We start from the raw sequence: 23327 nt of genomic DNA on the forward strand, positions 1-23327 counted from the left end.
AAACAGAGTAAATAGACAACATGACTTCAGTTCCACTTACCAAGTTCGGCGCAGAGCTCCTCAAAGACGAGTTGCACCAGTTGAAGACCAAAGAACGCCGTATCGTGATCGACGCGATTGCCGAAGCACGCTCGCATGGCGACCTGTCGGAAAACGCCGAGTACGATGCCGCAAAAGAGCGCCAGGCATTCGTGGAAGGCCGCATTGCGGAACTGGAAGGCAAGCTGAGCGCCGCGCAAATCATCGACCCGGCCACGCTGGACGCTGAAGGCCGCGTGGTGTTCGCCTCGACGGTGGACCTGGAAGACCTGGAATCGGGCGCCAAGGTGACCTACCAGATCGTCGGCATCGATGAAGCCGACCTGAAACTGAGCAAAGTGTCGGTGACCTCGCCGATCGCCCGCGCGCTGATCGGCAAGTCGGCCGGCGACGTGGTGGAAGTGCAGGCCCCATCGGGTCCGCGCGAATACGAGATTCTGGAAGTGCGTTATATCTGATGCTACTCGCCCGCACACGTCTGCTGGTCGCGACCCTGTGGGCCGGCAGTTTATGGGCGGTGGGCTATCTGGCCGCACCGACCCTGTTCGCCACGCTGAGTGACCGCGTGCTGGCCGGCACCATTGCCGGCAATCTGTTCACCAACCAGGCCTGGTTGTCGATCGCGTGCGCACTGGTGATGCTGGTGCTGCTGTGGGCGACCCAGACCAGCACCGGCGGCATTTTTGCCGGTCCGGCAGCGAATATGGCGGCCAAATCGCGCCGTACCTTGCTGATTATTGTGCTGGTGATGTTGGCTTGCACGCTGGTGTCGCATTTCGGCTTGCAGCCGATGATGGCGGCGTTGCGCGCGGCGGCGGGGCCGGGCGGGGTGATGGAGGAAGCGGCGAAGAATAAATTCGGCGTCCTGCACGGCATTTCCAGCGTGATCTATCTGATTCAAAGCCTGCTGGCTGCATGGCTGGTAGTAAAACAATAAGCTAAATTCGGGGTCAGTTCTGCCAAATGTACATGAGCTCGTGTACGTTTGGCAGAACTGACCCCGGGTGATTAGCCCAAGACAGTCTTTTTGGTCGACTTCTGACGCGCCTTGGCGCGTTTGATATTACCGCCCTGCGTAACGCGCTCATTCCCCTTCAGCACGACTTTGGTGACCGATGGTCGCTTGGTGCCGCTCGGGCTAGGCTTGACGATGGTGACTTCGCGCATGCCTTTGCCGGCGCTGCCGCTACGGGCTTTCTCGGTCTCCACTTTCGGACGGTACAGCACCAGCAGCTTGCCAATGTGTTGCACCGGCGCTGCCTTCAGCTGTTCGCAGATGGTTTCGTACATGGCGATACGGGCTTCGCGGTCGTCGCCGAACACGCGCACTTTGATCAGGCCGTGGGAATCGAGACCCAGCGCGATTTCCTTGAGGACGTTGGCAGTCAGTCCGTCGGCGCCAATCATGACGATTGGATTCAGGCCGTGGGCTTCGGCGCGCAGCGCGCTGCGCTCGGCGGGAGTAAGTTTGATCATAAAATTCTTTTAGTAGGTTCCTTAAAGGCAGTATTCTACGCGAATGGCTAAGAACAAATTAAACAAAAACTGGATTCACGACCATATTAACGACCCTTACGTGAAATTGGCCCAGAAAGAGGGCTATCGCGCCCGTGCGGCTTTCAAACTGAAAGAGATTGATGAAGAAGAGAAACTGATCAAGCCCGGCCAGGTCATTGTCGACCTGGGCTGTACACCGGGGAGCTGGGGTCAGTACGCCCGCCGCAAGCTGGCGGGCAAGGAAGGCGGCGGCATCAACGGCACGCTGATCGGCCTGGATATGCTGCCGATGGAGCCGATTGCCGATTTCCACTTTATTCAAGGCGACTTCCGCGAGCCGGAGGTGATTCAGCAGCTGGAAAACCTGGTGCAAGGGCAAAAAGTTGACCTGGTGTTATCGGATATGGCGCCCAACCTGTCCGGCATCCATGATTCCGACGCCGCCCGCATGGAACATCTGATTGACCTGGCGATTGAATTTTCGCAGGCCCATTTAAAACCCGGCGGCGCCTTGCTGGTCAAATGTTTCAAGGACATGGGATTCAACGATATCGTGCTGAAATTCCGTGCCGAATTTAAAACAGTAGTACAAAAGAAACCTAAAGCCAGCCGCGACAAGTCGTCCGAGATTTTCCTGCTCGGCCGTGGTCTGAAAAACCCTACCGACGGCATGGCGTCGGCGCAACCTTTGGAATCTGATGGCTGGCACCCTTGATATTTGCTGAACAACCCGCACATCAAACCCCGGGAAAGCCGTTTTTGCCTTGATTGCAGTAAGATTTTGGTTAAATAATGTGCTTTTCAGCCGGTTTTTGACCGGCGCACGGCAGGTTTCTGGCAACGCCTGCCTATTGCGAGTAAAATCAGAGTTCAGCCAGGTTTATCGATGCGTCTCGCATCCAAGGAGTTTTCGTGAATAACATGTTTTCTAAATCAGCCATCTGGGTAGTCGTGGTACTGCTCCTGCTTATGCTGTACAAGCAGTTTGATAGCCATGGCGTAACCGGCGGAGCGAAACCAATCGCGTATTCCGACTTGCTGGATGATGTGAAAGCCAAACGCATCAAGGATGTCGTGATTGAGGGCGGCACCATCACCGCCACCCGCAGCGACGACACCAAAGTCCGCACCACGGCCACGCTGTACGATCGCGGCCTGATCGGCGACCTGCGCGACAACGGCATCCACTTCGACATCAAACCGCCAGAGGAACCATCGTTCCTGTCGCAGGTGTTCGTGTCGTGGTTCCCGATGCTGCTGCTGATCGGTGTCTGGATCTTCTTCATGCGCCAGATGCAGGGCGGCGGCAAGGGCGGCGCGTTCTCCTTCGGCAAGTCGAAGGCGCGCATGATGGATGAAACCAATAACACCGTCACCCTGTCCGACGTGGCAGGCTGCGATGAAGCCAAGGAAGAGGTCGGCGAGATCGTCGACTTCCTCAAGGATCCGAGCAAGTTCCAGAAACTGGGCGGCCGCATCCCACGCGGCGTGCTGATGGTTGGTCCTCCAGGTACCGGTAAAACCCTGCTGGCGCGCGCCATTGCCGGCGAAGCCAAGGTACCGTTCTTCTCGATCTCCGGTTCGGACTTCGTTGAGATGTTCGTCGGTGTCGGCGCCTCCCGCGTGCGTGACATGTTCGAGAACGCCAAGAAGCATTCGCCGTGCATCATCTTCATCGATGAGATCGACGCTGTCGGCCGTCACCGTGGCGCCGGCATGGGCGGCGGTAACGACGAGCGCGAACAGACGCTGAATCAGCTGCTGGTGGAAATGGACGGCTTTGAAGCCCAGTCCGGCGTGATCGTGATTGCCGCGACCAACCGTGCCGACGTGCTGGATAAAGCGCTGCTGCGTCCGGGCCGTTTCGACCGTCAGGTCAGCGTCGGCCTGCCGGATATCCGCGGCCGCGAACAGATCCTGAACGTGCACATGCGCAAAGTGCCGATCGGCACCGACGTCAAGGCCGACATCCTGGCCCGCGGCACGCCTGGTTTCTCGGGCGCCGACCTGGCCAACCTGGTCAACGAGGCTGCGCTGTTTGCCGCCCGTCGCTCGAAGCGTCTGGTCGATATGGCCGACTTCGAAGATGCCAAGGACAAGATCTACATGGGTCCTGAGCGTAAATCGATGGTCATCCGCGAAGATGAACGCCGCAACACCGCGTACCACGAGTCCGGTCACGCGGTGGTCGCCAAGCTGCTGCCGAAGGCTGATCCGGTCCACAAAGTGACCATCATGCCGCGCGGCTGGGCCCTGGGCCTGACCTGGCAGCTGCCTGAGCACGATAATATTTCGGGCTACAAGGACAAGATGCTGGAAGAAATTTCGATCCTGTTCGGCGGCCGTATCGCGGAAGAGATCTTCGTCGGTCAAATGTCGACCGGCGCATCGAACGACTTCTCGCGCGCCACCAAGCTGGCCCGCTCGATGGTCACCAAGTTCGGTATGTCGGATGCGCTGGGCGTGATGGTGTATGAAGATACCCAGAACGACGGCTTCATGGGCGGCAGCAACAAGACCATCTCGGAAGCCACGCAGCAGAAAGTGGATGCGGAAATCCGCCACATCCTGGACCAGCAATACGCGCTGGCCCGCAAGCTGCTGTCGGACAACCGCGACAAAGTCGAAGTCATGACCAAGGCGCTGCTGGAGTGGGAAACCATCGATGCAGACCAGATCAACGACATCATGGCCGGCCTGGAGCCGCGTCCGCCGAAAGCCGGCGTGACGATCCGCAAACAGCCACCTAGCGATGGCGGCAGCGGTGTATCGCCAAGCGTGACCGCACCGGCCTAAGCACGCCGGGCTGCATCAACCACCAAGGGGTGAGGAGCGATCCTCGCCCTTTTTTATTCCAGTTTCACATGCAATCTACCTTACAGTTTGGCCGTTTTAATTTCCCGTGGCGGGGGCAGGGCGTGCGCGCCCGCGTGATGGGCATCCTCAACGTGACGCCCGATTCGTTTTCCGACGGCGGCAACTACCAGTCGCTGGAATTTGCGCTGTCGCATGCCGAGCAGATGATCGAGGCCGGCGTCGACATCATCGACGTCGGCGGCGAATCCACCCGGCCCGGTTCGCCGCCAGTGTCGCTGGAAGACGAGCTGCAACGCGTCATGCCGGTGCTGTACGCGCTGCGCGACCTCGGCCCGGCCATCTCGGTCGACACCTACAAGCCGCAGGTGATGCGCGAAGCCATCATCGCCGGGGTGGACATGATCAATGACATCAACGGCTTCCGCGCACCGGGTGCGCTCGACGCCGTGCGCGACAGCGACTGCGCGCTGTGCATCATGCACATGCAAAGCGACCCGCAGCACATGCAGCTGGCACCGGCTTACACCGACGTGGTGGCCGAGGTGATCGCCTTCCTGCGCGAACGCGCCGAAGCGCTGCTGGCGGCCGGTATTGATCCACGTCGACTGTGCATCGATCCCGGCTTTGGCTTTGGCAAGACTGTGGAGCATAATTACGCCTTGCTGAAGGCCACCGCGCGGCTTATCGACGAGCTCAACCTGCCGCTGCTGGCGGGCTTGTCGCGCAAGTCGATGGTGGGGGCGGTGACCGGCAGGCCGGTCGAGCAACGCATGGCCGGCAGCGTCGGCGGTGCGCTGGCGGCGGTGGCGCAGGGCGCGCTGATCGTCCGCGTGCACGACGTTGCCGAGACGGTCGACGCCCTCAAGGTCTGGCACGCAGCACACTAAAATAACAACTTAAAAGAGCACACATATGGCACGTAAATATTTTGGCACCGACGGCATTCGCGGCCTGGTCGGCGAAGCACCCATCACTCCTGACTTCGTCATGCGCCTCGGCTATGCCGCCGGCAAGGTCCTGGCCAGCAAGCGCAGCGGCGCCAGCCGTCCAACCGTGCTGATCGGCAAAGACACGCGCATCTCCGGCTACATGCTGGAAGCCGCGCTGGAAGCCGGCTTCTCGGCCGCTGGTGTCGACGTCATGCTGGCCGGCCCGATGCCGACCCCGGCCATCGCCTACCTGACCCGCGCGCTGCGCCTGTCGGCCGGCGTGGTGATCTCGGCCTCGCACAACCCGTTCCAGGACAATGGCATCAAATTCTTCTCGGCCCAGGGCGCCAAGCTGCCGGACGCGGTGGAACTCGACATCGAAGCCGAGCTGGACCAGCCGATGCTATGCGTGCCGTCGGAAAAACTGGGCCGCGCCAAGCGCCTGGACGACGCCCAGGGCCGTTACATCGAATTCTGCAAGAGCACCTTCCCGAACGAGCTGGACCTGCGCGGCCTGAAAGTTGTGGTCGATTGTGCCCACGGCGCCGCCTACAACATCGCCCCGCACGTGTTCCATGAACTGGGTGCGGAAGTGATCGCCATCGGCAACAAGCCGGACGGCTTCAACATCAACCTCGATCATGGCGCCACCGCACCGGCCGCCATGGCCGCCGCCGTGCGCGCCCACGGCGCCGACCTCGGCATCGCGCTGGACGGCGACGCCGACCGCCTGATCATGTGCGACGCCAACGGCCGCCTGTACAACGGCGACGAGCTGCTGTACCTGATGGTGATGGACCGCCTGGCTACCGGCCCGGTCGCGGGTGCCGTTGGCACGCTGATGACCAATATGGCGGTCGAGGTCGCCTTGAAAGAGAAGGGCATCGGCTTCGCCCGCGCCAAGGTCGGCGACCGCTACGTGCTGGAAGTGATGCAGGACAAGGGCTGGATTCTCGGCGGGGAAGGTTCCGGCCACCTGCTGGCGCTGGACAAGCACACCACCGGCGACGGCATCATCTCCGCGCTGCAAGTGCTGTCGGCCCTCAAACGCGCCGGCAAATCGCTGGAAGAGTGCTGCGCCGAGCTGACCATCTTCCCGCAAACGCTGATCAACGTCCGCGTGCCGGCCGGCTTCGACTGGACCAAAAACGCCGCCATGGTGGCGGAAAAAGAAAAGGTCGAAGCTGAGCTGGGCAACAGCGGGCGCGTGCTGATCCGCGCCTCCGGCACCGAGCCTCTGATCCGCGTGATGGTGGAGGCACGCGATGCCGACGCCGCCCAGTCGATGGCGCGCCGCATCGCCGACAGGGTCGAAAATTAAATCGACCGCTTTGATTGACGGATTCGCGGACAACGACTAGAATACTGGTCTTCGGAGTGTAGCGCAGCCCGGTAGCGCACCTGGTTTGGGACCAGGGGGTCCAAGGTTCGAATCCTTGTACTCCGACCAAGAACTTTTAAACGGGTTGTCGAAAGACAGCCCGTTTTTCATTTCCGCCGCAGATTCCTGCAGCATATCTCTGCCCATAGCTCAGTTGGATAGAGCATCAGCCTTCTAAGCTGAGGGTCGCAGGTTCGATTCCTGCTGGGCAGGCCAATAAAATCAAGGACTTAGAGAGTATCTCAAGTCCTTTTTTTGTATCTTTAGTTTTTCCGTGTACCTGTTGATGACTGATTTGGAAAAACGTATCCAGATGTGTGAGTTGGAAAACTCATTCTTGCGTAAAAAAATCAACCGACAAAATAAGTTTTGGTCCGTGGCTTTCCTTCTAGCGCTGGGGGGCGGCGCCGTTGCAAGCGTAGGGTTGAAACAAGAGACATTCGAAAGCGTTACGGCGAAAGAAATCGTCGTCGTCGATTCGGCTGGCATCGTACGAGCTCGGCTCGGCGGGGACTTGCCGGATGGTGTTATGGCCAATGGCCACGTTGCCAAGCGCGGTGCGAAGGCGGGTGGACTCATCATTTACGACGAGGAAGGGATTGAGCGCGGGGGCTACGTCACGCAAGACCAGGGAAGTAATGCGATGCTCACGTTGGATTCCAAATACCGTCAATTGGCGCTGTTCGTCGCTGGACCGGGAGAGAAGAGCGAAGCCAGCGCTTTACGCCTATGGAATAAGGGTGGCTCGATTGAATTGCGGAGTGATGCGAGCGGTCCTCGACTGACGATTGCTGATTCAAAAAAAGTGAAGATACAACAGCCCGAAGTCAGTCCTTCTCCCGATATTTGTGCAGAATACAAAAAAGCGGAATCGCCAGGTTTGGGCCGACAGTATTGTGAAGGCCGCTTTACTGAAGCCGCATGTAACGTTTGTCTTGGAGCCAATTAGTGAACTGAAATCACGCCTTGGCCTCCGTCCTGCGTTCCAGCCATTCACTGCCGCCATTGTTCAATGCCTTGGTGACCGATGCTGGCGGCAGGCTGTACACCGTGGCCCAGGTGGCGCTGCCGTCGCTGGCATTGGAGGGAAAGCTGCTGGACTCAATCGGCCAGTGGTATTTGCGCTTCAATGTTTTGATGATGGCGGCGAGCGAGGTGCGGCCTTGCAGCGGCTCAGCGCCGGTCTGGTCGGCGTTTGACAACAGCACCGCCAGCACGGCGCCACGCGCGGTCAATGGGCCGGGGAATTTGGGAGTTTTTGACATCCCATCATTCTATAGGAGGTTAATTCCGCGACTCCGCCGCATACGATTTTTAGCGACAGCTATCATGCCGATAGATTCATTGTTATTGATCTGTGGAATCTTTTAGGGCATAGTATCAGCATAGTTTCTCTACCGATGCGCCGACCTTGCCCTAGCCGCCGCTTCCGCCACATTCCCGTTGTCCATCGCCCTGAACCCGCGAGTTTGGTTATCAACCCAACTTTGCCACTTTCAGGAGCGTCCCATGGATTCGTTCAAAAAATTAAAAATCGGTACCCAGTTGTCGCTGGGTTTCGGCATGTTGACGGCGCTGATGCTGGTGCTGGCCGTGTTTTCGGTCATGCGGGTGTCGTCGCTAGCCAAGGCTTTTCAGGAAGATAACCGTATTTCGGCGGAACGGCTGGAGCCGCTGTACGTGGCGCGCGAGGCGCTGGCGCAGACCGGTCTGGCGGCGCGCAACGCCTATATCTTTACCGATGAGGCGCAGGCCGCCAAGGAATTGGCCATCGTTGATGAGCAAAAAGCCGTTTATCTGGCCGCCGTCGAGAAAATGACACCGGCCTATGCTGGCGATCCACAATTCGCCAAGGTTAAGGATGGCTTGCTGGCGATGGCGGAGGAGCTAAAACGTCCGCGCAAGTACCGCGAAGCCGGCAAGATGGAGGAATATGGCCGCTTCCTGGTCAATGAATGCAGCCCTCTGCGCCGGCGCATCGTGCAGGACATGGCGGTGCTGGTGGCTTCCGCCCAGAAAGAGTCTGAAGGCTCTGCCGAGCTTGTGGCAGACTCCGCCACCGGCGCCCAGCGCCTGGTAACGGTGCTGGCGGGCGTGGCTTTCGTCCTGAGCGTGGTGATTGCCGGCCTGATCAAGCGTCTGCTGTTGAAACAATTGGGCGGCGAGCCGGTGTATGCTGCCGAGATCGCCAGCCGCATCGCCAAGGGTGATCTGGCGGTCAGCGTGCATCTGGCGCCGGAAGACAAGGATAGCTTGCTGTTCGCCATCAAAGGCATGCGCGACAGCCTGGCGGGCATCGTCAGCGAAGTGCGCCACGGTACCGAGGCGATTACCCATGCGTCAAACGAGATTGCGACCGGCAACGTGGACCTGTCGCAGCGCACCGAGCAGCAGGCGCAATCGCTGGAGCGGGTGGCAACCGCCATGGAAGAACTGACCTCGACCGTCAAGCAAAACGCCAGCAATGCGCAGCAGGCCAATCAGTTATCGCAATCGGCGTCGGATGTATCGGAGCAGGGCGGTGTGGTAATGCGCCAGGTGACCGATACCATGGAATCGATTAATGATTCCTCTAAAAAGATCGTCGATATTATTTCTGTGATTGATGGCATTGCATTCCAGACGAATATTCTGGCATTGAATGCGGCGGTAGAAGCAGCGCGTGCCGGTGAACAAGGCCGAGGTTTTGCCGTGGTGGCCAGTGAGGTCCGGGTATTAGCGCAGCGTGCAGCGCAGGCTGCCAAGGAAATTAAGGTATTAATTGATGATTCGGTAGTGAAAGTCGGCTCCGGTTCGGAGCTGGTGCAAAAAGCCGGCGTTACCATGCATGAAGTGGTCGATAGCGTGCGCCGCGTTACTGCAATCATGTCCGAAATTAGTCATGCCAGCCAGGAGCAGAGTATTGGTATTCAGGACGTCAGCCAGGCGCTGGGCCAAATGGATGGTATGACGCAGCAGAATACTGCGTTGGTGGAAGAAGCCAGTGCAGCAGCGGAAGAATTAAAAGAGCAAGCCATCCATTTAAACGAAATCGTCGGCCAGTTTAAACTGGATGCCTCGGTGGCATCGGTTTCTCATTTAGCCGCGCAATCTGATGGCCATACTCCCGCGCGCACTCGTCCCCGTCTTCGATTGGCAAATGGTTGATTAAAACCGGCGTGGCAGGGCGACCTGCCGCGTGCCTTGTTGCCTCGCCTCCATGCTAAAAATTGGCGTGAAGAAGCCCATTTCTGGCATACTCCGAGAGACTTGTCCCGGAGGAGTACCTGATGAACATCGATACCATGGCTTTCACCCCCGGCGCCGCGCTGGCCGGCGGGTTGCTGATCGGCCTGGCTGCCGCCATATTTGTTTTATTCAATGGCCGTATTGCCGGCATTAGCGGCATACTCGGCGGTCTGATCAAACCACGTCGCGGCGATATAGGCTGGCGCCTGGCATTTATCGGCGGCCTGGTTGGTGCGCCGGTGATTTACAGCTTATTCTGGCGACTGCCGGATATTCATATCGAAGCGAATCCCGCCACGCTGATTATTGCCGGTTTGATTGTCGGCGTTGGCACGCGAATTGGTTCGGGCTGTACCAGCGGCCACGGCGTATGTGGCATATCCAGATTATCGCCGCGATCAATTGCCGCAACCCTGACGTTTATGGCGATGGGTTTTATTACCGTATTTTTGGTGCGCCATCTATGATTATTATTTCTTTTCTGGCTGGCCTGATATTCGGTATCGGTCTGATTATTTCCGGGATGGCAGATCCGGCCAAGGTGCTGGCTTTTCTGGACATCACAGGATTATGGAATCCATCCTTGATATTCGTGATGGCTGGAGCAATTGGCGTGGGCTTCTTTGCTTTTCTATGGGCGAAATCGCGTAACACCACGCTGTTGGGTGCGGAAATGAAATTACCTTCCGCCACCAGGATTGATCGCCGGCTGATTATCGGCGCTGTGATGTTTGGAATAGGTTGGGGGATTGCCGGATTCTGTCCCGGCCCGGCGCTGGTCGGTCTTGGCATGGGTTTGCCGAAGGCGCTGATCTTTGTCGCCGCCATGCTGGCCGGCATGGCGCTGTACGAATTGATCGATCGACCGCGCGGTGGATAACTTTTACTGCGGAAAAATTACGCAGTAAACATTTGTCCTTTTAAAACAAGCACTTGTTTGTGCCGCCTGTGGCTTGTTAACAGGCTTATCCACAGAATTTGTTAACAACCGCTGGCGACACAACCTTAGCCGAACATCGGCGTGAATATCCTGCGCTGCAAGGGGCTGATTTCCTTGCGCCACAAGCGCGGCAGCAGGGGATCGGGCACGAAGGACTGCGACTTGTAGAAATCGTCGGTGCCTTCGGCGGCCTCCAGGATCAGTCGCTGGATGCCGGTTCCGAGGCAGTATTGTTCGATTCGCTTGATAAGCCAGTGACCTACGCCACGGCCGCGATACTGGCTCGAAATCATCAATTCCGACACAAAGCAGAACATCGGCGGCGCCATTTCCAGCCTGGCGATGCCGATTTGCTTGTTCTTCAGGTCTACCGCCACCCACTGGATGGTGCCGCGCGCATCACCTGCCTGCTTTTGCGGGAGTCCACCCTTGAAGCCGGCATCTTTGCGGAATGCCAACAGCACTTTGTCGGTCGGAGGCGCCTTCATTGGGCGAAACTGCAGGTCAAGATCCATATATGTGTTTCATCTAAGTATTTTACTTAGATTAAGGCCCGCACCGCAGGAGCGCAATACCCGATTTGTATAAATTGTTTCGTTTTTGTCTTGTGCGACAATACTGAATGAGCGACCAATACTTCTATGAACCGGCGCAAGGCCACGGCCTGCCGCATGATCCCTTCAACGCCATCGTCGGCCCGCGCCCGATCGGCTGGATTTCCACCCGCGCCGCCAACGGCAATCTCAACCTGGCGCCTTACAGCTTCTTCAACGCCTTCAATTACACGCCGCCACTGATCGGTTTTGCCAGCCTGGGCCGCAAGGACACGCTGCGCAATATCGAGGAAACCGGGGAATTTGTATGGAACCTGGCGACCCGGCCGCTGGCCGACGCCATGAACGCCAGTTGCGCCACTGCGCCGCCGGAGGTGGACGAGTTCCAGCTGGCTGGCCTGACGCCGCAGGCATCCACTATCGTCAGCGTGCCGCGCGTGGCGGAAAGTCCGGTGTCGTTCGAGTGCAAGTGCAGCCAGATCATCCGCCTGCAAGGCGCGTCCGGCGCGGAGACCGATAGCTGGCTGATACTCGGGGAAGTGGTGGGAGTGCACATTGCGCGCGCGCTGCTACGCGACGGCGTTTATGATACGGCCGGCTCGCGCACCATCCTGCGTGGCGGCGGCCCGGCCGATTACTTCGAAATCACGCCGGAGCAGCTGTTCCGCATGACGCGGCCCAGCTATCCGTAACGATTAGTAGGTGTAGAACATGCGTTGAATCTGCTTGCTGTCGCTGGTCTTGGTCAGCGCCAGCATCAGCAGGATGCGGGCTTTCTGCGGGTTCAGCGTGTCGGACGCGACAAAGTCCAGCTCATCGTCATTTGCTTCGCCGTTGCGCGCCACAATGCCCTGGCCGACGCGGCTGGAACGCACGATCAGCACGCCTTGTTTGCGCGCAGCGATCAGGCCGGCCTTGACCGGCGTGGCCAGGCTGCCGTCGCCCACGCCAGCGTGGATGATGCCCTTGGCGCCAGCCGCCACCAGCGCGTTCAGCGCCACTGGGCTAACATTCGCATAACCGTAGACGATATCGACCTGCGGCAGCGCGTCCAGCTTGCTGACGTCGAACTCGGTGTCTGCCGTGTGCTTGCGCGCCGACACGTGGTAGAAGTACGGCTTGTTGCCCTGGATGTAGCCCAGCATGCCGAGTTCCGGCGTCTTGAAGCTGTCCGGGGTCGAGGTGTTGGTCTTGGTGACGTCGCGGGCGGCGTGGATCTGGTCATTCATCGCCACCAGCACGCCTTTGCCGACGGCTTCCTTGCTGGCCGCAAGCAGCACGGCGTTGTACAGGTTGATCGGACCGTCGGCCGACAGCGCGGTGCCCGGGCGCATGGCGCCGACCAGCACCACCGGCTTGTGGCTCTTGACGGTCAGGTCCAGGAAGTAGGCGGTTTCTTCCAGCGTGTCGGTGCCGTGCGTAATGACGATACCGTCAACTGCTGGATCGGCCAAAAGAGTGTTGACGCGCTTGGCCAGTTTGAGCCAATGTTCATTGCTCATGTTTTCGCTGGCGATCTGGAACACTTGTTCGCCCTTGACGTCGGCGACCTTGGCCAGTTCCGGCACGGCGGCGATCAGGCTGTCGACGCCGACGGTGGCGGCGGTGTAGCCGACCGTGGTGGTGCTGGTGGCGCCGCTGCCGGCAATGGTGCCGCCGGTGGCCAGAATGGTCACGTGGGCCAGTTTGTCAGCTGCCCCGGCATAGGAACTGAGCAACATTGCGCAGGTCAGCAGGGCGGTGTACCAGCGGGCGGTTTGAGGGTAAGGCATGCGATCTCCTGATCGGGCAGTAAAGCTTGGGATAGTAACAAAAGCGCCGCGTGTCAACAATGCGGGGTGTTGCCGCGTTAAGTCAGGATCGCGGGAAAAATATAATAGAGAAAATATATGAGATTGGCTATCACGATGGCATTAATGCTGGCGCTGGCCGCTTGCGGTAAGACGGCGGCACAGAAACAGCAAGAGGAAGCAGCAACGCTGACCCAGCTGGGCGAAAAATATGTGAAGGAAAAAATCCTGGAGCCGAACAAGGCGCAGTTTCGCAATCAGTTCGTCGGCAAGGGCGGCGCGCCGTGCGGCGAAGTCAACGCCAAGGATGCGTTTGGCGGCTATATCGGCTTCCAGCGTTATATTTCGGTGGCGCGCGACCTGACCTTGCTGGCGCAGGATGTCTCTCCCGCCGAGTTTGAGGCGCAGTGGCAGCAGCTCTGCCGGTAAAAGCAGAGGCCTCGGCGACCTGCCGGAAGGGAGGCTGCCGGCATGGGCAATTAGCGCTATCATGACCGTATCACATCGCGAGGATACGGTATGGAAAAGCAATCCGGGACTGGCAAGAACATCGCTCCCCATCTGGCGTCGTCCGACATCGGCAACCGCCGCCATCAGATTTTCCCCACTCTGAGCGAAGACCAGTTCGACGTGATCCTGCGCTACGGCGAGCGCCAGCGCTTTATTGCGGGCACGGTGCTGTTCCGCCAGGGCGAGCGCCATAATTCGATGTACGTGATTGTCTCCGGCTCGATCGAGATCGAACGCGGCTCGGTGCTGGGATCGACCGTGCTGGGCATCCACGGCCCCGGCATGTTCACCGGCGAGATGGGCGCGCTGGCGGGTCTTGCGGCCGTGGCCACTGCGCGCGTGGTGGAGGACAGTGAACTGATCGTCATTAGCGAAGACTCGCTGCGCACGCTGGTGATTTCCGAGGCGGCGCTGAGCGAAACCATCATGCGCGCCTTCATCCTGCGACGCGTGGCCTACATGCAGGACCAGACCGGCGGCGTGGTGTTGTTCGGCGCCCGCGATTCGCAGGAAACGCTGTTGCTGCGCCAGTTCCTCAACCGGAACGGTCAGCCGACCGCCTATTTCGATTCCGAATACGACGCCGACGAAGAGGCGCACAAGCTGATGGCGCGCTTTGACGTCAAGCCCGAAGATATCCCGGCGGTGGTGCTGCTCAACGGCCAGGTGCTGCGCCGGCCCACGCTGCGCCAGCTGGCCGATGGCCTTGGCATCAGCCCGGACGATCTCGATGGCCGCCTGTTCGATGTGGTGGTGGTCGGCGCCGGCCCGGCGGGACTGGCGGCGGCGGTGTATGCAGCGTCCGAAGGCTTGACGGTGGCGGTGCTGGATGCGAAAGCGCCCGGCGGCCAGGCCGGTTCCAGTTCCAAGATCGAAAACTACTTTGGCTTCCCGACCGGCGTTACCGGCCAGGCGCTGGCTGGCCGCGGGCTGTCGCAGGCGCGCAAGTTTGGCGCCGAGGTGGCGGTGCCGGTCAAGGTCAGCGGGGTCGATTGCTCCAGCGCCGAATACGGCATCCAGGTCGACAGCGGCGAGAAGCTGCGCGCGCGCTCGATCGTCATCGCCAGCGGCGCGCGTTATCGCAAGCCGGCCTTGCCGGAGCTGGAGCGCTTTGAAGGACGCGGCGTCTATTACAGTGCCTCGTTCATGGAGGCTAACTTCTGTACCGACGAGGAAGTGGTGATCGTCGGCGGCGGCAATTCGGCCGGGCAGGCGGCGGTGTTCCTCGCCTCGCACGCCAAGCATGTGCACATCGTGGTGCGCTCGGGTGGGCTGGCGGCCAGCATGTCGCGCTACCTGATTCAGCGGATCGAGGCGTCACCGAAGATCACGCTGCACGTCCACAAGCAGATCGTCGAACTGCGCGGCGCCGACCGGCTGGAAAGCATCCTGTGGCAAAGCGAAGGCAGCGAACCGCGCGAGGCGCCGGCGCGCCATCTGTTCCTGTTCCTCGGCGCGGACCCCAGCACCGCATGGCTGGGCGATTGCGTGGTACTGGACGATAAGGGCTTTGTGCTCACCGGGCCGGATGTGCCGGCGGCCAGCTGGCTACTTGACCGGCCGCGCCATTTGCTGGAGACCAGCCGCCCGCGCATCTTCGCGGTGGGCGATGTGCGCAGCGGTTCGGTCAAGCGGGTGGCGGCGGCGGTGGGTGAAGGCTCGGCAGCGGTGGCGTCGCTGCACCAGGCGCTGGCTTCGGACCTGCTCTAAGGTTCGATGCTGCGCAGCGGTTTGCTGTGACGGTTGGCGCGGCGGATCGGCGGCTGTTGCAGTGCCGGCCGCGCCAGTGCTTCCCGCGCGCGGTCGTAGCCGTACTGCCACTGATCGTTCATGTGCTGCACGAAGATTTCGTAGGACGGCGGCATTTGCAGTTCGATGCGGTTGCGCCGCCAGTCCAGCTTTTGCTGCAGCTGCTGCTTTTCCAATACCACTGACACGTCCGACGAATCGATGCGCATGTCGGCCAGGTGGCTGTTGGCGTAGCGCAGGCGCGCATTGCCGTCCACGCCCAGCACCGCGCGCCAGGCGGGAATCGAAAATACCTGGTCGAACGCTTCCTTGAATTCCATGATCACTTCCTGGCCCAGGCGGCGGGCGATTTCGACCGGGAACAGATCCAGCACGCCGCCGATGTATTCGTCGCCGCGATACTGCGCGCAGCGGAAGTAGATCATATCGGCGATGGAGATGCGGGCGGCTTCGGTGACCGGCACGCTGTCGTCGGTCCGCAGTTCGCGGGCGATCGCGTGTTCGCCCCAGCGGGCGTCGGCCAGCGGCGAATCCATGCCTTGGAGCGCAGCGGCGGCGCGCTGGTTGCAGAAGATCGTTTCCGCATACAGCTTGCGCTGGCCGCGTGGCTGGCCGACGTCTTCAGGGGCGAACAGCAGCTTGCCGCCGATGATGGCCACGTCCACATGCGGCGCGCCGGTGGCGGGCGGGAAGGGCAACTGCGGCGGAATCTCGAACAGGTAATCGTTGAACAGGTCCGGGATGAGCGGCGCGCTGGCGCGGGACAGCTTGCGTCTTGCGGCGCGCAGCAAGGTGCCACGCAGCGCGGCGTGTTCGGTGGAGCGCAGGCCGCACCAGAACTGGTACATGGTCTCGGAAGACAGCCACGCGCGTTGGGCGTCGGGATCGGGCAGGTTGTGGATGATGGCGGCGGCGATGGCGCCACCGCAGCTGGCCAGCAGCACATCGGGTGCCTTGCCGGCCTGCCGCAGCGCGGCGTACATGCCGATATAAATCCCGAAACGGAATCCGCCCCCACCAAGCACCATGCAACGTTGATACGGTTTATACAATTCTTGCGTCATAGACCACAACGATATCACACCGAAGTTTGATCGATTCGATATTCCCTCACCGCTCCGCTTGACGCGTTTGGGTATGAGGAGAATTATGACGATATGGACAGCCCACTTACATCGACGGAAGACACACTGCAGACTCTGCTAGTCCGCACGGCCGTCATGCAGGCACATAACGACGCAATACTTGCAGCATTGCGAGGATTGCAAGAGGGGCAGGATGCGCTGAGAAAGGAATTCGCGGTGCTCCGAGATGCGCAGGTTGCGACGCAGGTTTCGGTTGGCATACTGCAGACCGAGGTGGGCACGCTTAAAGAACGACTGGCCCACCATACAACGCAGATGGACGAACGGATGACTCACCATGCAGCACAGATGGGCGAGCGGATGACCTACCATGCAGCGCAGGCAGACGAACGGATGACCTATTATGCAACGAAGGCGGACGTAGAGTCCGTTCGCTCCGAGCTCTACAAGGCGCTGGAGGCGCAGACCTGGCGTTTGCTGGTCTGGCTGACTGCCGTGTGCTCCGGGCTTACCGGCGCCGTGTATTACATCGCCCGCAACGTGCACTGATTAGAACTGCTGCTCCAGCATGACGCGCAGGGTTGGCTGCGTTGGCGTCAGGCGCAGGCTGCGGGTGGTGCCGCTGGCATCGGTGTAGTTGTAGGTCTCCGTGGCCTGCTGATGCAGCAGATTGCTGGCCGCCACCCGCAACTGCGTCTTCGCGCGCCACTTCCACACCGCGTACAAATCCAGCTCCCGTTTGGCGCTGGTGCTGCTCAGCGTTTGCACCGACTCCCGCGCGTGCTCACCGGCCTGATAGTTCAGATTCCCGCCAACCGTCAGCTGCGACCAGCGATAGTCCATCCCCAGGTTGGCCGTGGCCGGCGTCTGTGACTCCAGCCGATTGTACGGCCCTGGCACATTGTCCACGCGCGACCAGTTGCGCGCAAGGTTAGCCCGCAGATCAAGCGCCTTGGATAACGGCAGCTTGGCCTCCAGCTCCACGCCATGCGCATTGGCGTTACCGTCATTGAACGGCGCCGTCACCCACACGCCATCCTGCCGGAACAAGCGCGATTGCGTCACATCGCGAATGCGGCGCACGTAGACGCTGGCGCTGACCAGCGCACCATCACCGAGATAATGTTCATACGCCGCATCCATCCCCCAGGTCAGTTCCGGCTTAAGCAAGGGATTGCCTTGCTCGTCCGGATTGGTCGGATTATTGTTGTTGTCCTTGGTGTAGCGGCGCGGCACCAGCTTGACCAGTTCCGGCGCCTTGTAGGTGCGGCTGATCGCCAGCCGCAGCACGTCTTTGTTGGCCAGTTCATAGCGCGACTGCAACGAAGGACTCCACACCGCAGCGCTGCTGTCCAGCGCATCCGGCGCATTGGCCGCAATCGCCCGGCTGGCAGTATCCAGCCGCTCATGGCGCAGACCGAGATACAGCGAATAGCGCTTGGTCACCTGCCACTCATCCTGCGCAAACAATGCCAGGCGATTGACGTTGGCCGTGTAGTCGGCGTCGTTGGCGCTGGTGAGCAGGCCGTTGGCGTCGAACAGCGTCTCGTTGCGGTCTTCGCTGCGGCGTGCATGGCTGGCGTCCCAACCGACGGCCAGCGCGTGACTGTCGCCGATCGGATGGCGATAGGTGCCGGTGCTGGTGATGCTGTTCTCCACCGGCCCGGAATCCACATGGTGGCGGCCCAGCGGCTGGCCGTCCGCATCCATGCCGTGGAAGTCGAAGGTGCCGGTGCGGCGGTTGGTGCTGGCGCCCAGTTTCATCTCCAGTTTGTCGCCATTGGATAGCTGATGCGTCCAATTGACATCGCTGCGCAGCATAACGAAGTTGGCGACGAAGTTGGCCGTGTTGCGTGGATATTCGCTATGGTCGCCGAGCAGCACCGTTTCGTCGGCGCGGGCCAGGTTGTCCACGCGGCGCACGTAGGCGAAGCTTTGCCAACTGAGGGTATCGCCGCCGTCCAGCTTCCAGTTGAGACGCGGCGTTAGCGTCAGCGCGTCGGTGCGGCCGGATTCGGTTTGCGGCGTGCGGCGCAGCAGCGTGAGGACGCCATCGGGATCACGCTGCTCCTGCCAGTCGGTGAACGGTTTTTCGCTGCGCTTGCGCGTCAAGGTGGCGGCGAGGCTGTAGGAATAAGCTCCGCTTTGATCCGACAGCTGCGCGCTCAACGCCGGCGTGTTGACGCCATGCTGGCGCGCGACGCTGGCGGTGACCGAGCGCTGACCGCGTGTCACCGTCTTTTTCAGGATGATGTTGATGGCGCCGGCCACCGCCTGGTTGCTCAAATCCGCCGTGGGACTGCGCAGGATTTCGATGCGTTCGATGGTCTCGGGCGAGATGGCGTCCAGTGAAAAGCCGTTCGGTACTGGCTCGCCGTTGAGCAGGATCTGCGTGTAGCCGTTGCCCAGGCCGCGCATCTGGATCGCGCCGCCCTGGCCGGGCGCTCCGCTGATGCTGACGCCGGGCAGGCGCTTGAGCACATCGGACAGCGCCAGATCGCCCTGGCGCACGATATCGGCATGGTTGATGACGATGGCGGTGGTGGTCTCGCGCTGGCGCTGGTCGGCGCGGGCGCCGGTGATCACGACTTGCTGCGGGTCGGGGACGTCCGTCGCGCAGGCGCAAGCGGACACCGCCAGCAGCAAGCTGCTGGTGATGCGTGGTACTGGCATGGTTTATCCCTTAGAGGCTTGTTGCTGGCGGCGGACCTTGAGTGCGCGCGGTGTGGCGTAGGCGTCCAGGTTGGCGAACATGGGGGCCGGATTGACGATCTGGCCGTTCTGTCGCATTTCCAGGTGCAGGTGCGGACCGGTGGCGAAACCGGTCTGGCCGACGGCGCCGATCAACTGGCCGGCCTGCACCTGTTGGCCGGCTTTGACGTTGATGCTGTTCAGGTGTGCGTAGAGCGAGCGTTGCGCGCCGTGCTCGATGATGACGACGTTGCCGTATCGGCCGTCATTCTCGGCGATGTGCCCGGCGGAGATAATGGTGCCGCCGGCGACGGCGTGTACCGGCGTGCCTTTGGTGGCGGCGAAGTCGATGCCTTTATGCGGCGTTGGCAGCACGCTGCGCATGACGCCATAGAAGCTGGTGACGCGGACGTTATCAAGTGGTGCGCGCCAAGGCTCGGCCGCTGCTGCGACTAGTGCTGTCGCTGGCGTTGGCACGCTGCTGGCGGTGGATGGAATATTGAACGCCAGCGCCGGTTGCAGCATTGCGCCGGCCGCCAGCAAGGCTGTCAGCACGCCGCCGGTGAGCCATGCCGCAGTGGCGCTCAATGTTGGTAGGCTGTCCTTCTGCATATGGCGAATACGGGCGGCGATGGTGGCGCCGTTGAAGGCGGCCACGCCGATTGGCGTCATCGTTGTCCATTGCTGGAGCAGGGAGGCGGCGTATTGTTTGCGCTGGTGCTGTGGGCGGCCGTTCAGTACATGCTGGTCGCAGCTTAATTCCAGCGCCCATTCCATCTGCTTCGCCATCCAGCTCAGCGTGGGATTGAACCAGAAGACGGTCTGCAAAGTGGCTGCGATGGCGAGGCACAGCGGATCGCGCATGCGCCAGTGATGCAGCTCGTGGGCGATGATCATTTGCTGCTGCGTGGTGCTCAATGTGTCCAGATGGGCGGGCAGCAGCAGGTGCGGGTGGCGCACGCCGAGCAGCATTGGCGAGATCGGGACGTCGGTGCGCAGTACGGTCAGTTTGCGTTGGACGATTTCGCGCAGTTGGACGGCGGTGAAGGCGCCGTGAGCTTGCAGGTCGGCCGGTGACAGGCGTTGTGCGGTAGCGCGCAGCTTGCGCCACATACGGCGTGCTTGCCATTGGCGCGTGATGGCGACGGTCAGCCCGACGGCGTAGATAAGCAGCCAAACGATGGCCATCAACGGGACGGCGCGAGCTACGGCAGATGGCGCGTCGGCGGGCGAGGCGCCACCTGGCAGCTCATTCGCGGACGGCGCGCTGTTCTCCGGCTCATTCGCAGCCGCCTCCACCCGTATGCTGGTCGCAGATTGGATGGGCGCTGCCAGTGAGGATGGCGCGACGTTGCTCGCGGCGATCGCTGCCGGGCCTAGCGTGATGCTGGTTTGCGCTGGATGCGGCAGGAAGGGCAGCAGCGCGGCTGCGGCCACTACGCCTTGCGCTGCCAGCCATACGCCGCGCCGCGTCCGCAGCGCCGGCCACAGACGCGTGGCGCCGCTCAGCAGCAGCCACGCGGCCAGTCCGACCGCCACGCAGCCCGCACAGGCCAGCAGCCATTGCGTCACCAGTAACTCCAGCAGATACGCGCCGCTCATCACTCGCTGTCCGCTGGCCAGTCGTTCAGCATCTGTTCCAGCTGTGTCAGCTCTTTCTGGTCGACCAGCTTGCTGCCGGTGAACATGGCCACCGGCAGCGGCGCATCCAGCTCCATCACGCGGCGGCCGAAGTCGCGCGCGAAGGCGGCCAGCGTGCCCACTTTTTCCAGCACCGCGCTATACACATTGATGCCGTGCACCGTCTGCATGCCGATCATCTGCTTTTCCAGCATCCGGTCCAGCGTCTTGCGGGTGGACGAGAACGACCAGCCCAGCTCATCAGCGGCGGCATCGTGGATTTCGCGCGCGCTCAACGGTTGCTGTTTCCACAGCACTTTCAGCAACGTCAGTTCGCTGACGGAAGGAATCGTGACAGACATGGTTTACCCCTATGCGACTAATGGGATGATTATGCGACAACTGTCGCAATCGCGTCAACCACCAAATAACCAAAGATGTATAAGATTTTGTAACATTGCTTTGAATAAATTCCAAATATGTTACGATGAATTAATTGATAATTATCAATAAAACACGGTCGTACGCAGCAGGACGGAAGGTATCGCCAGGCGGGTATTGGCTTAACCGGCGGCGAGAAGCGGCGGGGCGCTATACAATGGTTGTGGCCGCAGCTATCCCAGCCGCAGCCACCTCTGCATTGGAAACACTATGTATTACGGAGAGCGCTTCAACAGCATCACGCACACCGTCGGCGCCGCGCTGGCCGCCATCGGCGGCACCCTGCTGATCGTCCAGGCGGCCCGCAGCGGCGATGCCTGGAAGATCGTGAGCTGCAGCATCTACGCCGCCACCTTGCTGGCACTGTACCTCACGTCCACGCTGTATCACAGCCTGCGTGGCCGCGCCAAGGACGTGCTGCGGCAGATGGACTATTGCGCCATCTACCTGCTGATCGCCGGCAGTTACACGCCGTTCACGCTGGTCAGCCTGCGCGGACCTTGGGGCTGGTCGCTGTTTGGCGTGGTGTGGGGACTGGCGCTGATCGGCATCCTGCAGGAACTGTGGTTTGCCAAGGGCGCGCGCGTTCTGTCGCTGCTGATTTACGTGGCGATGGGCTGGGTGGGCGTGATCGGCGCCAGCCCGCTGATCGACGCGCTGGGCTGGAATGGATTCATGTGGTTGGCGATCGGCGGCCTGGTATATACCGTGGGCATCGCCTTCTTCGTCACCGACCATAAATGGCGCTATGGACACGGCGTCTGGCATTTGTTTGTACTGGGCGGCAGCGCCTGTCATTTCGGCGCTGTCATGCTCTACGTGGCGTAAGGATAGAACACCCGTGGAAATCAATTCGGACGATTTAAAAACCTTTATCACCGTGATCGACAGCGGCACCCTCAGTGCCGCTTCGGTGCACCTGGGGCAAACCACCTCCGGCGTCAGCCGCGCGCTGTCGCGGTTGGAGGACAAGCTGGCCACCTCGCTGCTGACGCGCACCACGCGCCGCATGGAGCTGACCGAGGAAGGCCACCTGTTCCTGGAAAAGGCCCGCGCCATCCTCGGCGCGATGGAGGAGGCTGAAGAAACCATTCGCATCCGCCGCCAGAAGCCGGCCGGCCGTTTGTGCGTGGATGCGGCCTCGCCGTTCATGCTGCATTGCGTGGTGCCACACGTGGCCGAATTCCGCGCCATGTATCCGGACATCCGGCTCGAACTGAGTAGCAACGACCAGATCGCCGACCTGATCGAGCACCGCACCGACATCGCCATCCGCATCGGCGCGCTGAATGACTCGACGCTGCATGCGCGTCCGCTCACTTCCAGCCCGCTGTACGTATTGGCCAGTCCGGAATATCTGGCGCAGCACGGCACGCCGCAAACGCCGGAAGACCTGGCGCAGCATTCGCTGCTAGGCTTTGTGCAGTATGAACTGGGCAACCAGTGGCCGTTGCAGCATGCCACCGGCAACAGCCTGCCGGTGACGCCGTCGATCTCCGCCTCCAGCGGCGAGACGTTGCGGCAGCTGGCGCTGGCCGGCCAGGGCATCGTTTGCCTGGCCGATTTCATGACCCGCGACGACATTGCCGCCGGCCGCCTGGTCAAGGTGCTGGAGCCGAATTACACCGGCTACCGCCAGCAGATTCACGCGGTCTACTACCGCAATACCCAGCTGGCGCAGCGCATTAGCTGCTTCCTCGAGTTTTTGCAGCAAAAACTCTGAGCTATCCAGTGTGCGGGCCCGTACAGAGGCCCGCGCCAGGGACGGCTACACTGGCCTTGCGTGCTTGGAGTTCTACGCTCCGCAGCAGGTGAGCCGATAGCCTCAAGTATCGGCACCAGACAAACGATGTTGCCGCCTTATGGAGGTCATCATGACGCAAACTACCCACCCTTCCAAGCACGCCGTGCGTGCTTACCTTGAGCGCCGCACCCATGAGGTGAAGCCGCCGCCTACGCCGGAAGAAATTCGCCGGCAACTGGGCTGGGGTTTGATGGGCTTTGAACAGAAGGTCGGCAACGGCCGCAGTTGATCAATCCGTTGATCGCGCAATTC

The 23327-nt window shown here is 60.9% G+C and carries 25 protein-coding genes and 2 tRNA genes; 19 read left to right on the forward strand and 8 right to left on the reverse strand.

Annotated features, from left to right (window positions below):
* Positions 1-20: 20 nt before the first annotated feature.
* On the forward strand, positions 21-497 hold the full coding sequence (gene greA / locus GTP69_RS15685; protein WP_154359891.1) for a transcription elongation factor GreA: 477 nt from the start codon (positions 21-23) through the stop codon (positions 495-497).
* The gene (locus GTP69_RS15690) at positions 497-976 is read left to right on the forward strand and encodes a DUF4149 domain-containing protein (protein WP_110848390.1); all 480 of its coding nucleotides are present in this window, start codon (positions 497-499) and stop codon (positions 974-976) included. The genes greA and GTP69_RS15690 overlap by 1 nt, the downstream gene beginning before the upstream one ends.
* Positions 977-1047: 71 nt before the next feature.
* Here GTP69_RS15690 and GTP69_RS15695 read toward each other — a convergent pair whose 3' ends face one another.
* Entirely contained in the window at positions 1048-1515 is a 468-nt protein-coding gene (locus GTP69_RS15695) for a YhbY family RNA-binding protein (protein ID WP_110848389.1), read from the reverse strand.
* A 43-nt stretch (positions 1516-1558) separates the two neighbouring features.
* Between GTP69_RS15695 and GTP69_RS15700 the strand changes: the two genes are divergently transcribed.
* From GTP69_RS15700 to GTP69_RS15730, 7 genes are all read left to right on the forward strand, one after another.
* Positions 1559-2251 carry an RlmE family RNA methyltransferase gene (locus GTP69_RS15700; RefSeq protein WP_161055747.1) on the forward strand — a complete coding sequence of 231 codons (693 nt, stop codon included), beginning with the start codon at positions 1559-1561 and terminating at the stop codon, positions 2249-2251.
* Positions 2252-2448: 197 nt separating this feature from the next.
* The gene (ftsH, locus tag GTP69_RS15705) at positions 2449-4332 is read left to right on the forward strand and encodes an ATP-dependent zinc metalloprotease FtsH (RefSeq protein WP_371867960.1); all 1884 of its coding nucleotides are present in this window, start codon (positions 2449-2451) and stop codon (positions 4330-4332) included.
* A 68-nt stretch (positions 4333-4400) separates the two neighbouring features.
* Positions 4401-5240, forward strand: a complete 840-nt coding sequence (folP, locus tag GTP69_RS15710) for a dihydropteroate synthase (protein WP_161055749.1) — start codon at positions 4401-4403, stop codon at positions 5238-5240.
* A gap of 25 nt (positions 5241-5265) precedes the next feature.
* On the forward strand, positions 5266-6603 hold the full coding sequence (glmM, locus tag GTP69_RS15715) for a phosphoglucosamine mutase (protein ID WP_161055750.1): 1338 nt from the start codon (positions 5266-5268) through the stop codon (positions 6601-6603).
* A 52-nt stretch (positions 6604-6655) separates the two neighbouring features.
* Positions 6656-6732, forward strand: a tRNA-Pro gene (locus GTP69_RS15720).
* A 70-nt stretch (positions 6733-6802) separates the two neighbouring features.
* Positions 6803-6879 (forward strand) — tRNA-Arg (locus GTP69_RS15725).
* 70 nt (positions 6880-6949) lie between these two features.
* Positions 6950-7612, forward strand: a complete 663-nt coding sequence (locus tag GTP69_RS15730; RefSeq protein WP_161055751.1) for a hypothetical protein — start codon at positions 6950-6952, stop codon at positions 7610-7612.
* Between the two features lie 10 nt (positions 7613-7622).
* On the opposite strand, the gene GTP69_RS15735 is transcribed toward GTP69_RS15730, so the two are convergent.
* Positions 7623-7928 (reverse strand): hypothetical protein, encoded by a 306-nt coding sequence (locus GTP69_RS15735; protein ID WP_161055752.1) that lies wholly within the window; start codon positions 7926-7928, stop codon positions 7623-7625.
* A gap of 244 nt (positions 7929-8172) precedes the next feature.
* Between GTP69_RS15735 and GTP69_RS15740 the strand changes: the two genes are divergently transcribed.
* The 3 genes from GTP69_RS15740 to GTP69_RS15750 all read left to right on the forward strand — a co-directional run bounded on the left by GTP69_RS15740 (position 8173) and on the right by GTP69_RS15750 (position 10771).
* Entirely contained in the window at positions 8173-9810 is a 1638-nt protein-coding gene (locus tag GTP69_RS15740; protein WP_161055753.1) for a methyl-accepting chemotaxis protein, read from the forward strand.
* A 122-nt stretch (positions 9811-9932) separates the two neighbouring features.
* On the forward strand, positions 9933-10358 hold the full coding sequence (locus tag GTP69_RS15745; RefSeq protein WP_161055754.1) for a YeeE/YedE family protein: 426 nt from the start codon (positions 9933-9935) through the stop codon (positions 10356-10358).
* Entirely contained in the window at positions 10355-10771 is a 417-nt protein-coding gene (locus tag GTP69_RS15750) for a DUF6691 family protein (RefSeq protein ID WP_161055755.1), read from the forward strand. Before GTP69_RS15745 ends, GTP69_RS15750 begins: the two co-directional genes overlap by 4 nt.
* Positions 10772-10896: 125 nt before the next feature.
* Here the strand turns inward: GTP69_RS15750 and GTP69_RS15755 are convergent, their stop codons facing one another.
* Positions 10897-11319 carry a GNAT family N-acetyltransferase gene (locus tag GTP69_RS15755; RefSeq protein ID WP_229260973.1) on the reverse strand — a complete coding sequence of 141 codons (423 nt, stop codon included), beginning with the start codon at positions 11317-11319 and terminating at the stop codon, positions 10897-10899.
* A 134-nt stretch (positions 11320-11453) separates the two neighbouring features.
* Here GTP69_RS15755 and GTP69_RS15760 point away from each other — a divergent pair, with 134 nt between their 5' ends.
* Complete coding sequence (locus tag GTP69_RS15760) at positions 11454-12077, forward strand: flavin reductase family protein (RefSeq protein WP_161055757.1); 624 nt, start codon at positions 11454-11456, stop codon at positions 12075-12077.
* Positions 12078-12080: 3 nt separating this feature from the next.
* Here GTP69_RS15760 and GTP69_RS15765 read toward each other — a convergent pair whose 3' ends face one another.
* Positions 12081-13106, reverse strand: coding sequence for a type II asparaginase (locus tag GTP69_RS15765; protein ID WP_371867965.1), 1026 nt, complete (start codon positions 13104-13106; stop codon positions 12081-12083).
* Between the two features lie 168 nt (positions 13107-13274).
* On the opposite strand from GTP69_RS15765, the gene GTP69_RS15770 reads away from it, so the two are divergent.
* Both GTP69_RS15770 and GTP69_RS15775 read left to right on the forward strand, forming a co-directional pair.
* Positions 13275-13604, forward strand: coding sequence for a hypothetical protein (locus GTP69_RS15770; protein WP_110848377.1), 330 nt, complete (start codon positions 13275-13277; stop codon positions 13602-13604).
* A 90-nt stretch (positions 13605-13694) separates the two neighbouring features.
* Entirely contained in the window at positions 13695-15395 is a 1701-nt protein-coding gene (locus GTP69_RS15775) for an FAD-dependent oxidoreductase (RefSeq protein ID WP_161055758.1), read from the forward strand.
* Here GTP69_RS15775 and GTP69_RS15780 read toward each other — a convergent pair.
* The gene (locus GTP69_RS15780) at positions 15392-16498 is read right to left on the reverse strand and encodes a patatin-like phospholipase family protein (protein ID WP_267874599.1); all 1107 of its coding nucleotides are present in this window, start codon (positions 16496-16498) and stop codon (positions 15392-15394) included. The two genes, GTP69_RS15775 and GTP69_RS15780, sit on opposite strands and share 4 nt — an antisense overlap.
* A 93-nt stretch (positions 16499-16591) precedes the next feature.
* Between GTP69_RS15780 and GTP69_RS15785 the strand changes: the two genes are divergently transcribed.
* Positions 16592-17068, forward strand: a complete 477-nt coding sequence (locus GTP69_RS15785; protein ID WP_161055760.1) for a hypothetical protein — start codon at positions 16592-16594, stop codon at positions 17066-17068.
* On the opposite strand, the gene GTP69_RS15790 is transcribed toward GTP69_RS15785, so the two are convergent.
* From GTP69_RS15790 to GTP69_RS15800, 3 genes are read right to left on the reverse strand one after another with little or no spacing between them, the layout of a single operon-like run.
* The gene (locus GTP69_RS15790; protein WP_161055761.1) at positions 17069-19192 is read right to left on the reverse strand and encodes a TonB-dependent receptor plug domain-containing protein; all 2124 of its coding nucleotides are present in this window, start codon (positions 19190-19192) and stop codon (positions 17069-17071) included.
* Positions 19193-19195: 3 nt separating this feature from the next.
* On the reverse strand, positions 19196-20812 hold the full coding sequence (locus GTP69_RS15795) for a M23/M56 family metallopeptidase (RefSeq protein ID WP_161055762.1): 1617 nt from the start codon (positions 20810-20812) through the stop codon (positions 19196-19198).
* On the reverse strand, positions 20812-21192 hold the full coding sequence (locus GTP69_RS15800; protein ID WP_110848372.1) for a BlaI/MecI/CopY family transcriptional regulator: 381 nt from the start codon (positions 21190-21192) through the stop codon (positions 20812-20814). The genes GTP69_RS15795 and GTP69_RS15800 overlap by 1 nt, the downstream gene beginning before the upstream one ends.
* A 289-nt stretch (positions 21193-21481) precedes the next feature.
* Here GTP69_RS15800 and trhA point away from each other — a divergent pair, with 289 nt between their 5' ends.
* From trhA to GTP69_RS31095, 3 genes are all read left to right on the forward strand, one after another.
* Positions 21482-22099 (forward strand): PAQR family membrane homeostasis protein TrhA, encoded by a 618-nt coding sequence (gene trhA, locus GTP69_RS15805; RefSeq protein WP_161055763.1) that lies wholly within the window; start codon positions 21482-21484, stop codon positions 22097-22099.
* 13 nt (positions 22100-22112) lie between these two features.
* On the forward strand, positions 22113-22994 hold the full coding sequence (locus GTP69_RS15810) for a LysR substrate-binding domain-containing protein (protein ID WP_161055764.1): 882 nt from the start codon (positions 22113-22115) through the stop codon (positions 22992-22994).
* Positions 22995-23145: 151 nt separating this feature from the next.
* Complete coding sequence (locus GTP69_RS31095; protein WP_202424442.1) at positions 23146-23304, forward strand: hypothetical protein; 159 nt, start codon at positions 23146-23148, stop codon at positions 23302-23304.
* The last annotated feature ends 23 nt before the right edge of the window (positions 23305-23327 follow it).

This window comes from Duganella levis (genome assembly GCF_009857605.1).
Classification (GTDB): Bacteria; Pseudomonadota; Gammaproteobacteria; order Burkholderiales; family Burkholderiaceae_D; genus Rugamonas; species Rugamonas levis.